15 protein-coding genes and 1 pseudogene are annotated in these 13,065 nt (G+C 65.6%); 11 read left to right on the top strand and 5 right to left on the bottom strand.

The window, feature by feature from the left end:
* Window positions 1-281: 281 nt before the first annotated feature.
* A complete protein-coding gene (locus AC07XB_RS20440) occupies window positions 282-815 on the top strand; it encodes a hypothetical protein (protein WP_492807486.1) in 534 nt (177 codons plus the stop codon).
* Between the two features lie 121 nt (window positions 816-936).
* Here the strand turns inward: AC07XB_RS20440 and AC07XB_RS20435 are convergent.
* A pseudogene (locus tag AC07XB_RS20435) lies at window positions 937-1,168 on the bottom strand (patatin-like phospholipase family protein); the annotation flags it as partial.
* 317 nt (window positions 1,169-1,485) lie between these two features.
* Window positions 1,486-2,394, bottom strand: a complete 909-nt coding sequence (locus AC07XB_RS20430; protein WP_492371970.1) for a LysR family transcriptional regulator — start codon at window positions 2,392-2,394, stop codon at window positions 1,486-1,488.
* A gap of 123 nt (window positions 2,395-2,517) precedes the next feature.
* Between AC07XB_RS20430 and AC07XB_RS20425 the strand changes: the two genes are divergently transcribed.
* The 10 genes from AC07XB_RS20425 (at window position 2,518) to alaC (ending at window position 9,994) form a co-directional block, all read left to right on the top strand.
* A complete protein-coding gene (locus tag AC07XB_RS20425) occupies window positions 2,518-3,399 on the top strand; it encodes a pirin family protein (RefSeq protein ID WP_492371969.1) in 882 nt (293 codons plus the stop codon).
* Window positions 3,400-3,464: 65 nt separating this feature from the next.
* On the top strand, window positions 3,465-4,091 hold the full coding sequence (gene ycaC / locus AC07XB_RS20420) for an isochorismate family cysteine hydrolase YcaC (protein ID WP_492371968.1): 627 nt from the start codon (window positions 3,465-3,467) through the stop codon (window positions 4,089-4,091).
* A 194-nt stretch (window positions 4,092-4,285) separates the two neighbouring features.
* Window positions 4,286-4,612 carry a polymorphic toxin type 8 domain-containing protein gene (locus AC07XB_RS20415; RefSeq protein WP_492371967.1) on the top strand — a complete coding sequence of 109 codons (327 nt, stop codon included), beginning with the start codon at window positions 4,286-4,288 and terminating at the stop codon, window positions 4,610-4,612.
* A 143-nt stretch (window positions 4,613-4,755) separates the two neighbouring features.
* Window positions 4,756-4,899 (top strand): hypothetical protein, encoded by a 144-nt coding sequence (locus AC07XB_RS20410; protein WP_492387131.1) that lies wholly within the window; start codon window positions 4,756-4,758, stop codon window positions 4,897-4,899.
* Window positions 4,896-5,231: a hypothetical protein gene (locus AC07XB_RS20405; RefSeq protein WP_492371966.1), complete on the top strand. Its 336-nt coding sequence runs from the start codon at window positions 4,896-4,898 to the stop codon at window positions 5,229-5,231. Before AC07XB_RS20410 ends, AC07XB_RS20405 begins: the two co-directional genes overlap by 4 nt.
* A 537-nt stretch (window positions 5,232-5,768) precedes the next feature.
* A complete protein-coding gene (locus tag AC07XB_RS20400) occupies window positions 5,769-6,524 on the top strand; it encodes a PadR family transcriptional regulator (RefSeq protein WP_492371965.1) in 756 nt (251 codons plus the stop codon).
* A gap of 71 nt (window positions 6,525-6,595) precedes the next feature.
* On the top strand, window positions 6,596-7,414 hold the full coding sequence (locus tag AC07XB_RS20395; protein WP_492371964.1) for a siderophore-interacting protein: 819 nt from the start codon (window positions 6,596-6,598) through the stop codon (window positions 7,412-7,414).
* Between the two features lie 128 nt (window positions 7,415-7,542).
* Window positions 7,543-8,004 carry a winged helix-turn-helix transcriptional regulator gene (locus AC07XB_RS20390; RefSeq protein ID WP_492371963.1) on the top strand — a complete coding sequence of 154 codons (462 nt, stop codon included), beginning with the start codon at window positions 7,543-7,545 and terminating at the stop codon, window positions 8,002-8,004.
* A gap of 88 nt (window positions 8,005-8,092) precedes the next feature.
* A complete protein-coding gene (locus AC07XB_RS20385) occupies window positions 8,093-8,605 on the top strand; it encodes a 2-thiouracil desulfurase family protein (RefSeq protein WP_492831483.1) in 513 nt (170 codons plus the stop codon).
* 132 nt (window positions 8,606-8,737) lie between these two features.
* A complete protein-coding gene (gene alaC / locus AC07XB_RS20380) occupies window positions 8,738-9,994 on the top strand; it encodes an alanine transaminase (protein WP_150985560.1) in 1,257 nt (418 codons plus the stop codon).
* A gap of 65 nt (window positions 9,995-10,059) precedes the next feature.
* Here the strand turns inward: alaC and AC07XB_RS20375 are convergent, their stop codons facing one another.
* From AC07XB_RS20375 to mmsB, 3 genes are read right to left on the bottom strand one after another with little or no spacing between them, the layout of a single operon-like run.
* Window positions 10,060-11,214: an enoyl-CoA hydratase/isomerase family protein gene (locus tag AC07XB_RS20375; RefSeq protein ID WP_492831484.1), complete on the bottom strand. Its 1,155-nt coding sequence runs from the start codon at window positions 11,212-11,214 to the stop codon at window positions 10,060-10,062.
* A 10-nt stretch (window positions 11,215-11,224) separates the two neighbouring features.
* Window positions 11,225-11,995: an enoyl-CoA hydratase gene (locus AC07XB_RS20370; RefSeq protein WP_492371960.1), complete on the bottom strand. Its 771-nt coding sequence runs from the start codon at window positions 11,993-11,995 to the stop codon at window positions 11,225-11,227.
* Window positions 11,992-12,891, bottom strand: coding sequence for a 3-hydroxyisobutyrate dehydrogenase (mmsB, locus tag AC07XB_RS20365; protein WP_492831485.1), 900 nt, complete (start codon window positions 12,889-12,891; stop codon window positions 11,992-11,994). Before mmsB ends, AC07XB_RS20370 begins: the two co-directional genes overlap by 4 nt.
* Window positions 12,892-13,065 lie beyond the last annotated feature (174 nt).

Here is a 13,065-nt window from a genome sequence, read left to right as displayed (position 1 = left end):
TGTGAATTAAGCCTTGTGGCGAGCGCGATATCCGGAATGGGTGAGTCAGGCGGCACTTTCGGCTGATTTCACCTTCTACCCCGTCCGATATGAAATCTTTCAACAGGCATGCCGCGTGGCGCCATTGCGCGCTATGTTCAACTCCGAAGTACCGCTGCGTGCCGCGTGCCCCGGCGGCCTCCAAGTTATTTCGTATCCACGCTTTTTCACTTGTCAGGACAGCCATGCCAAATCGTCGGTTGATTCCCCGTTCCCTGCACGCGCTGAGCCTTGGCGCGGCCATGCTATTCGCACCGCTCGTCCACGCCGCGCCGCCGGGCCCCGTCGGCGTGGCGGAGGAAACCGTGATCTCCGGGCGCATCGTTTCGATCGATCCGGAATCGAAGGCGGTGCTGGTGCAAGGCCCGCGCGGCAATGTCGCCGAGCTGATCGGCGGCGACGAAGTCAAGAATTTCAAGCAGATCAAGAAGGGCGACATGGTCACGCTGACCCGCGCGGCGGCCGTGGTCACCACGCTGGAGCCGGTCGATAGCAAGGACATGCCGCTGGCGGAGTCGGTGGAGCGCACCGCGCGCGCTGGCGAGGGCGACAAGCCTGGCTTTGCGCGCGAGATCACAACCACGGTGACGGCGGAGATCACCAAGGTCGATGCGAAGCACCGTACCGTGACCTTCCGTGGTCCGCGCGAGACGCTGCGCACGGTGAAAGTCCAGGACCCCAACATCGACCTGGGCAAGCTCAAGGCGGGCCGCCTGGCCAAGCTCGTCTATCGCGAGGTCATCTCGATTGTGGTGACGTCGGCGCCGAAGTCGTAAGGCGCGCTGACAAGCCGGCTGGTCTGGCCGACTTGCGCATCGGTGCGCCACTCGGCGCCGAGCGAATTGATCCACGTGCGGCGGTAGCTGGCGTTCAGGTTGAAAAAGGCATCCCCGCGAAAATCCCCGACACGATGCCCTTTGGCAGCAGCAAGCCATTCCCGCTGACCCCGATTTCCGGGGTGAACAGGTTGGTATGGTCGTCGAGCTTGCGGCGAATCGCCAGACTCCTGCCGGGGCGCACGCTCCTTGAACAGCTTCTCGGTCGACAAGCCGCCGACCAGTTGCGCCATCGGTGCCATGCCGGTGGCGTACGCGGCACCCACCAGCGAGCCCATGCTGGTGCCGGCGATGCTGGGCTTGCTGGGTCGGGGTCTGCCTTTGGCGGGGTACACGATGGGCTTCTGCGCCTGGGCTTGCGTGGACCCAGTGGCACATAGCAAAAGACCAACGGCTAGGCGTTGCAGTCGCATGGCCTGTTCCTCGGGTGATCGGCGGTGCCTCATGCAATGGCGCTGGCTGCACCATCCAACCGCGCGTTTTCCATGTTCGATCATGACTGCGGGCAGGGCAATTGAGTGTTTTCTTTTTTGGCCCGTAGTTGTGCTGCAAAAGGTGGTTGGGCAGTGGTGTGGCTAGCGATGTGTCGGCTTGCCCGCCAGCGCTTTGCCTACGCCTCCACAAGCGCCTCGAAGCGCAGGGCAAGAAAGTCGATTAGAGCACGCACCGCAGGCAGCAGGCCCCGGCGCGAAGGGTACACGGCATGAATGACGCCGCCCTTTGGCCGCCACTCTGGCACCAGCATGACCAGCTGGCCTAGTTTCAACTCGTCCTCCACCACCATGCTCGGCAGCGCCACCGCGCCCACCCCGGCCAGTGCGGCCAGGCGCAGGGCCAGCATGTCGTCGGTGACCAGCCGCGGGCTATGGCGGATTTCCACGCTGGCGCCCTCCGGCCCCTGCAGCCGCCAGCTATGCGTGGGCTGCGGCGGGCCCCAGTCCAGCGTGGGCAGCTCGGCCACGTCGGCCGGCACGGCGGGCATGGTGCGGCCCGCCAGCAGCGCGGGGCTGGCCAGCAGGCACCACGCGCGGGTGGCCAGCGTGCGCATCACCAGGTCGCTGTCGCTCAAAGGCGGCACCCGCACCCGGATCGCCACGTCGATGCGCTCGGCAATCACGTCCACGCGGCGGTTGGTCGCCTCGAGATGCACGATGACCTTTGGGTAGGCCGCCATGAATTCAGCGATCATGGCGCCGATCCGCGCGTGCAGCAGCGCCACCGGGCAGGTCACCCGCACGATGCCCTGGGGCTCCGAGTGCGTCAGGTCGATGGCCTGCTGCGCGGCATCGGCCTCCACCAGCATGGCCTTGCAGTGCGTGTAGTAGCTCTGCCCGATCTCGGTCACGGAGAAATGCCGCGTCGAGCGCTGGATAAGGCGCGTGCCCAGGCGTTCTTCGAGTTCGCCCACGCGGCGGCTCAGCTTGGACTTAGGGATGCCCAACGCACGGCTTGCCGGCGCAAAGCCCTGATGGTCCACCACCTGGGCAAAGTAGAAAAGGTCGTTGAGGTCGGGATGCATCGGGTCATCGTCCTATCAATAGGACACTGAGGATAGCGCATGGAGGCTACCGGCGTTCCTGCCGCAGGCCTAAGCTGGTCTTCGTCAGGGGCAAAGCCTGCCCGCCACCGTTCAGGAGTTCCCATGAAGAAGATCAGCGGCACCTACCGTGCCCCGCATGCCCATTGGGTGGGCGACGGCTTTCCCGTGCGCACGCTGTTCTCGCAGCAAAGCCTTGGCAGTCACCTGAGCCCCTTCCTGATGCTCGACCATGCGGGCCCGGCTGAGTTCTCGCCTGCCGCCCGGCGGCGCGGCGTGGGCGAGCATCCGCACCGCGGCTTCGAGACGGTGACCATCGTCTACCAGGGCGAGTTGGAGCATCGCGATTCCACGGGGCAGGGCGGGCGCATCGGCCCCGGCGACGTGCAATGGATGACGGCAGCGTCCGGCATCCTGCATGAGGAGTTCCACTCGGAGGCCTTCACCCGCACCGGCGGCACGCTGGAAATGGTGCAATTGTGGGTGAACCTGCGCGCCAGCGACAAGATGGCCGCGCCCGGCTACCAGACCATCGTGTCGGCGCAGATCCCGTCGGTGCAGTTGCCCGGCGGCGCCGGCCAGGTGCGCGTGATTGCGGGCGAGTATCGGGGCACAGGCGAAAGCGCACGCGGGCCGGCACACACCTTCACGCCAATGGACGTATGGGACGTACAACTGCGCCACGGCGCGGACGTGGACCTGCCTGCTCCCGAGGGGCGCACCGTGGCACTGGTGGTGCTGCGCGGCAATGTGCTGGTCAACGGCAGCGAGGCCGCCCAAGCCGGGCAGATGGTGCTGCTCGATCGCGCGGGCGCCGGATTCGCGCTGGCGGCCACAAGCGACGCGCTGGTGCTGGTGCTGCATGGCGACGCCATCGACGAGCCGGTGGCGACCTATGGGCCGTTCGTGATGAACACCGAGGAAGAGATCAAGCAAGCGCTGCAGGATTTTCGCAGCGGCCGCTTCGGGCAGATCGAAGCGGCGTAGTCAGCGTCGGACGCTAACCCATTCGACGTCAATCGCAAATCGTGAGTCAATGAAAGGAGATTCTCATGGCAACCCCCTACAAGCGCCTGGACAAGAGCCAGGCCGCCGTCCTCCTGGTCGATCACCAGGCCGGCCTGCTATCGCTGGTCCGCGATATCGAGCCGGACAAGTTCAAGAACAATGTGCTCGCGCTGGCGGATCTGGCCAAGTATTTCAACCTGCCCACCGTCCTCACCACCAGCTTCGAAGATGGCCCGAACGGGCCGCTGGTGCAGGAGCTCAAGCAGACCTTTCCCGATGCACCCTACATTGCGCGCCCCGGCCAGATCAATGCCTGGGACAACGAGGATTTCACCAAGGCGGTCAAGGCCACCGGGCGCAAGCAGTTGATCATCGCGGGCGTGGTGACCGAAGTCTGCGTGGCTTTCCCGGCATTGTCGGCGATGGCCGAAGGCTACGACGTATTTGTGGTCACGGATGCATCGGGCACCTTCAACGAGATCACCCGCAACGCCGCATGGGCCCGCATGGAGCAAGCCGGGGCGCAGATGCTGAGCTGGTTCGGCGTGGCCTGCGAACTGCACCGCGACTGGCGCAACGATATCGAAGGGTTGGGCACGCTGTTTGCCAATCACATTCCCGACTATCGCAACCTGATGGCGAGCTATAGCACGGTGAAGGCTGGCAAGTAGCGTTGGACATACAGCCCCGCCCAAAAGGGCGAACCGGGTCGGGGCTGGGACGGGCCCCGCTTCTTGGTCCATGGCGCACGCATCTGCTGCCCACATTGCGCTACACAATGCAAAATTCTTGTTAAAAGTGGTGCGATTTCGGACTTGTCCGATGTGAATGGCGAACATTCTTCGGTGGCCTGACCCGCTACCCCGTGTTTGCGTTGGTTGACGTGTTGTCGCTCGCGGGCCCCTCACCTTTACCATTGCCGCGCACTGCGGCCCAGACATGGCAAACGAATCGACCGGCAAGGGCGGTCAGCAATCCTATTTCCTCGAGGTGCCCGCGCGGCGAGTGCCGCCGAGCTGTCGGCGGTGTCAAGGATTCTGGTAAACAAGCCAACATCAAGGCGCCGCCTGGATACGAGCTTGCACACCGTCCCTGGTTCGAGAATGATGCTGGTCTGCAAAAATGCCAAGCTCCGGTTCTCCTGGTACGGGAGAGCTTAGTCTGCCGAAACCGGGCGCACTTCCGTAGGTGAGGAGCGATGTCTAAAGCGCGCGCAATTGGAACATCAATAGATGCTATCCGTGCTGCTGAAGCTGAATTGGGACGCACGCTACCCAGATCTTTCTCGGATTGGCTCTTAGTGAACAATGGGAGATCTTTGGTTCCACGACGCACATGCTCGTGCCGCTGGCGCGGCTGGACGAAACGCTGGTCGAAGCCGCGTTCCTGGCCACCGGGACCAACGGGCAGTCGTGCAGGTGCCGGCCAACACCCGACACGCCCGTCAACGGTATGTCGAAAATGGAGAGTATTGAATGATGGCAAAGGATTATTCGGTCTGGGACATTGATGAGTTGGTGGCGGCGTACGCCAACGTCCCTGACCTAGCCGAGACCGTGAGAACGGGTATGGAGGCGTTGTTCAAGTTTATGGAGACCGAGGGTCTGCTTACATGTCGCGTCACCGACGAGCAAGGTCAGGTGGTTAAACGGCAGATCATGGCAAGCCAGATAACGGAGGAAGGCAACCGACTCAGCAGTGGCCCCAAAAATCCCGTGCATAGATGGTTAGGTTCCAAGGGGGGACAGAAGAACCCGCCGGATCTGAAGATGCTGGAGAAGGCGCTGGCAGAAATCCGGGCTGGAAACTAAGAAAGACAAGGCGCGAGTAGGCTTCATTGGCACGTCAAAGGCCCCTGAACCAAGAACTGAGAATCCCATGTAACCAGTTCGCGTTGTTCGATGCCGAATTCGGCCAGTGGCACTTTGTGCCACGCGCTGCGATAGGCGAGCTTATGGAGGGAGTTACCTGCTTGGCCGATGGCTAGGGAAAATGGCGTTACCACGTCTAGCGTGCATGGCATTCGATCAGTATCGCGAATAGACCAGCCCATCGAGGGCCCAAAACGCCTCTGGTCACGAGCCTGGAGGAGAGCAGTGAAGCCAGCATCACTGACACCTGCCCGTGGAACGTGATGCGGCGATTCTTTTGCCTGCCCGCCGATGTGATCGCGTCCGACAACCCAGCGGTCGCCGACGCATCGAGTCGGAAGGCAGGATCTGGATTTGTCGCTATGACGCGGCCGGCCGTCTGCGATTCCCCCGGTCTCGCCTGCAAATCTCGCCTTGACATCCTTACGTACGATATATATCGTAAGATATGTTTTTCGATACGTAGGAGCTGCGACGATGCGTCACCACCCCATTCTGGGCAGGCTTAGCCATCACATGCTTGCCCATCTGTCTTCCCACTTTTCGTCCCACTTTTCGTCCCATTCCTCGCACCACGGCGAGCGCCATGGCCGCCAAGCCATTGGCCGCCACCACCACGGCGGTGGCCCCGGCGGCTTCTTTGGTGGCGGCGGCGATGGCTTCGACGGCGACGGCGATAGCTGGCGGCGTGGCCGCAAGTTCAGCTCGGATGATCTTCAACTCATGCTGCTGTCCTTGCTGGAAGAAAAGCCCAGCCATGGCTATGAGCTGATCAAGGCGCTGGAGGCCCGCACCAACGGCTTCTACAAGCCCAGCCCGGGCATGGTCTATCCGGCCCTGACCTTCCTCGAAGAACTTGGCTACGCTACGGTGGACACCGAGGGCAACAAAAAGCGCTATCAGCTGGCGGGGCCGGGCCTGGCCCATCTCGACGCCAACCGTGAGCGGCTGGCCCTGATGCTCAACAAGCTCAAGCACGTGGCGCGCAAGATGGAGTGGGTGCGGCGCGCGCTGTCGGGCGAAGCCGCCGAGCCGGGTGCGGCGGGCGTAGCCGCCGACGAGCGTGAAGCCGCGGGCGGCTGGCTGCCCGAGTTCGTCGAGGCGCGCGTGGCGCTCAAGCGGGCGCTGCTGCTGCGCACCGATGCCACGCCGGACGAGCAGCGCCGCATCGCCGCCATCCTGGCGCGGGCAACCGCCGAGATCAACGCCGGCCAGGGCGGCCAGGGTGCCTAGTGCTGACCCGCATCCCGACACTCCACATTCCGTATTCCTCATTCCCCTCATTCCCGCCAACCAGGAAATCCATGACTACTCGCGATCTCACCGTGCAACGCGTTCGCCATGAACTCAAGATGCGCTTGCTGCAAGTGGTGCGTACCCAGGCGGTGTCGCCGCAACTGCTGCGCGTGACGCTGGCTGGCGAAGACCTGAAGGGCTTTGTCTCCGCGTCTTTCGACGACCACATCAAGGTGTTCCTCCCCGCGCCGGGGCAAAGCAAGCCCGCGCTGCCGGAGCTTGGCCCCAATGGCCCTGTGTTTCCCGAAGGCCAGCCGAAGCCCGCCGCGCGCGACTACACGCCGCGCCGTTACGATGCCGCCGCCGGCGAGCTCGATATCGAGTTCGTGCTGCATGGCGATGGCCCCGCCTCCACCTGGGCCGCGCAGGCTGCGCCCGGCCAGTATCTGGGCGTGGGCGGCCCGCGTGGGTCGTTCGTGATTCCCGAGGGCTTCGACTGGCACTTGCTGGTAGGCGACGAAACCGCGCTGCCTGCCATCGGCCGCCGCCTCGAGGAACTGCCGTCCGGCGTGCGCGCGCTGGTGGTGCTGGCGGTGGACAACGCCGCCGCCGAAATCCCGCTGCCCAGCCGCGCCGACGTGGAGATCCACTGGCAGCACCGCGACAGCGCACCGGCAGATAGCGCCGCCGGGCTGCTGGAACAAGCCTTGCGCGAGGTCACGTTGCCGCGCGGCGAAGGCTATGTCTGGGCGGCTGGCGAGGCCGCGTCGATTCGCGCCGTGCGTCAGTACCTGGTGGGCGAGCGCGGCATCGAGAAGGGCCGCATCCGCGCGGCCAGCTACTGGAAGGCCGGTGCCGCCGCCGTGCACGAGAACATCGACGACTGAGCGGCGCATGCTGGGGGCAGTGCAAGCCTTGAAGGCCGGATCAACTGGTTTTACAATGCAACCGCCTCGCCATTTTGGCGCCGCATTCCGCGGCACGCCGCATCTGGCGAGTGAAACGGAGTTGCACTATGGTCCGGCGAACCAGCCTGGAAGGCGCCGCATGTCCCGTGGCCCGCTCGCTCGATGTGATCGGCGACTGGTGGTCGCTGCTGATCGTGCGCGATGCCTTCGATGGCTTGCGGCGCTTTGGCGAGTTCCAGCGCAGCCTTGGCCTTGCGAAGAACATCCTTGCCGGCCGGCTGCGCACGTTGCTGGCGCACGGCATCCTGGAACAGGTGCCGGCCTCCGACGGCAGCGCCTACCAGGAATACGTGCTGACGCCGAAAGGGCGCGCGCTGTTCCCGGTGGTGGTGGGCTTGCGGCAGTGGGGCGAAGCGTTCTTCTATGCCCCTGGCGAGCCGCATTCCGTGCTGGTGGACAGCAAGGCTGGCAAGCCCGTGCGGCCGCTCGAGGTGCGTGCCGAGGATGGCCGGTTGCTTGGGCCCGACGATGCGGTGGTCCGCAAGGTCGGCGAGGACGCGTTGCAGTAAGTCCGGCGCCGGATGCATCGACCATCCCGCCCTTCAACACTGTTCAATACTGTTCAACACTGTCCGACACCTTCTCTCGCGCATCGCCATGCCGCAAACATCTCTCACCCCGCCGCCCCTTCTCGTCAGCGCCTGCCTGCTAGGCCAGCCCGTGCGCTATGACGGCCAGGCCAAGGCCCAGCCCGACGCCACGCTGGCCATGTTGGCGCGGCATTTCGAACTGATTCCGGTCTGCCCGGAGTCCATGGGGGGCTTGCCGACGCCGCGCCCGCCAGCGGAGATCGTCGGCGGCAGCGGCGCGCAGGTGCTGGCCGGCGCGGCCATCGTGCGCGATGCCACCGGTGCCGACGTGACCGCGCCGTTCGTGGCAGGCGCCCGCGACGCGCTGGCCATCGCCCGGCAGCGTCAATGCGGGCACGCGCTGCTCAAGGCCTTGAGCCCCTCATGCGGCAATCACGAGCACTACGATGGCTCGTTTGGCGGCGTGCTGCGCCCGGGCCAGGGCGTGGCCGCGGCGTTGCTGGCCGAGGCCGGCGTGCGCGTGTGGAACGAAAGCGAGATCGATGCCCTGATCCGCACGGCCGGCGTGCCCGGTGCGTAGCGGTGCCGCCGCCCAGCTTGCAAAAGCCGTAGACGCGGCCGGTATTCGCCGCTAAGATCTTTCCGGTCAGCCGCACCAACGGCTGGCAGCGTCGCTCGGACGGTTCCGGGCGCTTACGTTCAAGGAAAATCCATGTCAGCCTCCGCAGGCAAGCGTCGCTTCGCGCGTATCGATCGTCTTCCCCCGTACGTCTTCAATATCACCGCCGAGTTGAAAATGGCGGCGCGCCGCCGTGGCGAAGACATCATCGACATGAGCATGGGCAACCCGGACGGCGCCACGCCGCCGCATATCGTTGCCAAGCTGACCGAAGCCGCACAACGCCCCGATACCCACGGTTACTCCGCCTCCAAGGGCATCCCGCGACTGCGCCGCGCCATCTCGCACTGGTATCGCGAGCGCTACGACGTCGAGATCGATCCGGACACCGAGGCCATTGTCACCATCGGCTCCAAGGAAGGGCTGGCCCACCTGATGCTGGCCACGCTCGATCGCGGCGACACCGTGCTGGTGCCGGACCCGAGTTATCCCATCCATATCTATGGCGCGGTGATTGCCGGAGCCGATATCCGTTCCGTGCCCCTGGTGCCGGGCGTGGACTTCTTCGCCGAGATGGAACGCGCCATTCGCGGCAGCTATCCCAAGCCGAAGATGATCGTGCTGGGCTTTCCGTCGAATCCCACCGCGCAATGCGTGGAGCTGGACTTCTTCGAGCGCGTGATCGCGCTGGCGCGCAAGCACGATATCTTCGTGGTGCACGACCTGGCCTATGCCGACATCGTGTTCGATGGCTGGAAGGCGCCGTCGATCATGCAGGTGGAAGGGGCGAAAGACATTGCCGTGGAGTTCTTCACGCTGTCCAAGAGCTACAACATGGCGGGCTGGCGCATCGGCTTCATGGTAGGCAACCCGGATCTGGTGGCCGCGCTCACGCGCATGAAGAGCTATCACGACTACGGCACGTTCACCCCGCTGCAGGTGGCCGCCATCGCCGCGCTGGAAGGCGACCAGCAATGCGTCAAGGAGATCGCCGCGCACTACCAGACACGCCGCGACGTGCTGGCGCGCGGGCTGATCGAATCCGGCTGGCCGGTGGAGATTCCCAAGGCATCGATGTATATCTGGGCGCGCATCCCCGAACCGTATCGCGCGCTGGGCTCGCTGGAGTTCTCCAAGCAACTGCTGGCCAAGGCCAAAGTCTGCGTCTCACCCGGCATCGGCTTTGGCGATTACGGTGACGAGTACGTGCGCTTCGCGCTGATCGAGAACGAGGCGCGTATCCGGCAGGCGGTGCGCGGCATCAAGGCGATGTTCCGCGCGGATGGGCTGGTGAAGGTGCCGGTGGACGAGCACCAGCCGCACGGCCACGCGCCGAAGCCCAAGGACTGAGTGCGTAGTTTTTCCGTATCCGCATGCACGTGACCACACGCCGGCGCCATGCCGGCGTGCAACCATCAGGCATGCCCTGATCGGCCAAGCATGGCCAGCGGGTGGGGCTCACGCGGCCATGCGCTGTCGAAGAACGACTGCACCATGGCCTTGCTGACTTCGCTCGCATCCTTCACGCGCCAGCGCGGCGCATTGTCCTTGTCGACGATCAGCGCGCGCACCCCTTCGATGAAATCGCCCTGCGTGAACGCGTGCGACACCGCGCCGAGCTCCATGCGGAAACAATCGGCAAGATCCAGGTCGCGGCCGCGCAGCAGCAATTCCTGCGTGACCGCCATCATCAGCGGCGATCGCCCGCGCAGGATCTCAAGTGTGCGCGCGGCCCAGTCGGCATAGGCCGGGTCGGATTCGGCGGCCAGGCTCTCGAGCAGGCCGGCCACGCTGGCGTCTGTCCGGAAATGCCGCAGCACGGCAGGCAGCACTGACTGCAGCGGCGCCGCGGGCGCGCTGGCGACAGGCGTTGCCTGCAGCGCGGCGCGCAGGTCCGCCAGCACGTCGCCTGTCCGGTTGATGGCTGCCAGCGTCTGCTCGAAGTGCTCCAGGCTTGCGGCAGGCACGGCGATGTCGGCCAGCTTGCACAGCAGCGTATCGGCAGCGCCAAGCGTCACGCCCGTCAGCCCGACATAGAGCGCCAGCGCCGGCGGCAGCTTCGACAAGAAATGGCTCGCGCCCACATCGGGCACCAGGCCGATGCCGGTCTCCGGCATGGCCACGCGCGAGCGCTCGGTGACCACGCGCAGGTGCGCGGCCTGCGCCAGGCCCATGCCGCCGCCCATGACAATGCCGTCCATCAGCGCCACGACCGGCTTGGGGTAGCAGTGCAGGCGATAGTCGAGCTGGTACTCGTGCACGAAGAACTGGCGATGCAGCGCCGTACCCGCGTGGAAGCTGTCGTACAGCGCGCGGATGTCGCCGCCGGCGCAGAACGCCTTGGGGCCCGCGCCGCGCAGCACCACCGCAGCGATGTCGTCGCGCGCGGCCCAGGCGGCAAGCTGCGCATCGAGCAGGCCGATCATCGGGTAGGACAAGGCGTTCAGCTGGCGCGGCCGGTTGAGCGTGATCAGGCCGATGCCGTTGATCGCGACGAAGCACACCTCGTCTTCGGCGCTCGGCGCGGCTGCGGGGCGTTCCTGGGCGGCATCGTTCGGGTTCAGGCGCATGGCGCGGCTCCTAGGCATTGCGCCATTGCGGCGCACGTTTTTGCAGGAAGGCGTTGACGCCTTCGCGCTGGTCCTCGTCGTCGAACAGGTCGACAAAGCGCTCGCGCTCCAGCGCCAGCGCCGGGCCGCGCGGCACGCCCTGGCGCGCCAGGTGCACCAGTTGCTTGCTGTAGGCAGCCGCGCGCGGGCTCACATTGCTGGCGCGCTCGGCCAGCCGCAGCGCCGCGTCCAGCGCCTGGCCCGTGGGCACCATCTCTTCCACCAGCCCGATGCGCAGCGCGGTGGCGGCATCGATGCGCTCGTTGGCCAGGATCATGCGCTTGGCCCAGCCCTCGCCCACCAGGCAGGGCAGGGTTTGCGTGCCGCAGCCACACGGCAGCAGGCCGACGCCGGCTTCCGGCAGCGCCATCTGGGCCTGTTCCTCGGCAATGCGCACGTCGCAGGCCAGCGCGCATTCCAGCCCGCCGCCCATGGCATAGCCGTTGATCGCCGCGATCACCAGGGGGCGTGCGTTTTGCAGCGCCTCAAAGGCGGCACCGAAGCGTTGCGCCATCAGCCGCGCATGGGCGCGATCGCCGTCGGCAAAGCCATTGAGGTCGGCGCCGGCGCTGAAGAAGCGGCTGCCGTCGCCGGTGATCACGATGGCGCGCACGCGCGTGTCCGCATTCAGCGTGGCCACCAGTTGCTGCAACTGTGCCAGCCCCTCGGCGTTGAACGCATTGGCGGGCGGGCGCTTGAGGGTGAGGCGGGCGATATGTCCGTCGATGACGTGCTCGATCATGCTTGCCGCTCCTCTTGGGCCAGGTACTGGCGGATCACGCCCGAGAAGTCGAGCTGTCCGTCGCCGGCCTGGCTCACCGCCTGGTAGATCTGCTGGGCCATTGCCCCGAGGAACAGCGGTTGCCGCACGCTGCGAGCGGCATCCGTGGCCAGGCCCAGGTCCTTGAGCATCAGGTCCGCGCCAAAGCCGCCGCTGTAGCCGCGCGAGGCCGGCGCGGTCTCGATCACGCCCGGGTAGGGGTTGCAGGTGTCGGCGGCCCAGCAGCGGCCGGTGGAGGTGTTGACGATCCCGGCCAGCACGCCGGCGTCGATGCCCAGCTTGACGCCGAGCGCCATGGCTTCCGACACGCCGATCATGGAGATGCCGAGGATCAGGTTGTTGCAGATCTTGGCGACCTGTCCGGTGCCGGTGTCGCCGCAATGGACGATGTTGCGGCCCATGCCGGACAGCACAGGTTTCAGTTGTTCGAACAGGGTTGGTTCGGCGCCGACCATGAACGTCAGCGTACCGGCCTGCGCGCCGCCGGTGCCGCCGGAGACGGGGGCGTCGGCGATCGGGTTGCCTTGCTGCTTGGCCTCGACGGCCAGTGCGCGGATGGTGGCCGGGTCGATGGTGCTGGAGTCCACTAGCGGTACGCCGGGCCGTACGCCGGCAAGGACGCCTTCCGGGCCGAGGTAGGTGGCGCGGACGTGAGCGGCGGCCGGCAGCATGGTGATGACGAAGTCGGCTTCGGCGGCGGCCTTGCGGGCGGAGGGGGCTACGGCTGCGCCGTCGGCTTGCAGGGCTGACAGGGCGGTGGGGTTGAGGTCGAAGACGGTCAGGGTGTGGCCTGCCTTGAGCAGGTTGCGGGCCATGGGGGCGCCCATGTTGCCTAGGCCGATGAAGGCTATGTGCATGTTGGGTCCTTACTCTTGGTGTTTGGTGGTCGGTGTTTGGTGGTCGGTGTTTGGTGGTTGTGGCGACTGGAACTGCTTAACTGAAACTGCTGAACTTCAACTGCAGTTTCACCACCCCTGCGGGGCGGCGACCTACTTTCTTGTCTTGCCAAGAAAGTAGGCAAAGAAGGCGCG

The sequence above is a fragment of the Cupriavidus sp. GW821-FHT02F09 genome (genome assembly GCF_059421605.1).
Note: the sequence above shows the minus strand (reverse complement) of the source record. Positions and strands in the feature narration are given on the sequence as shown.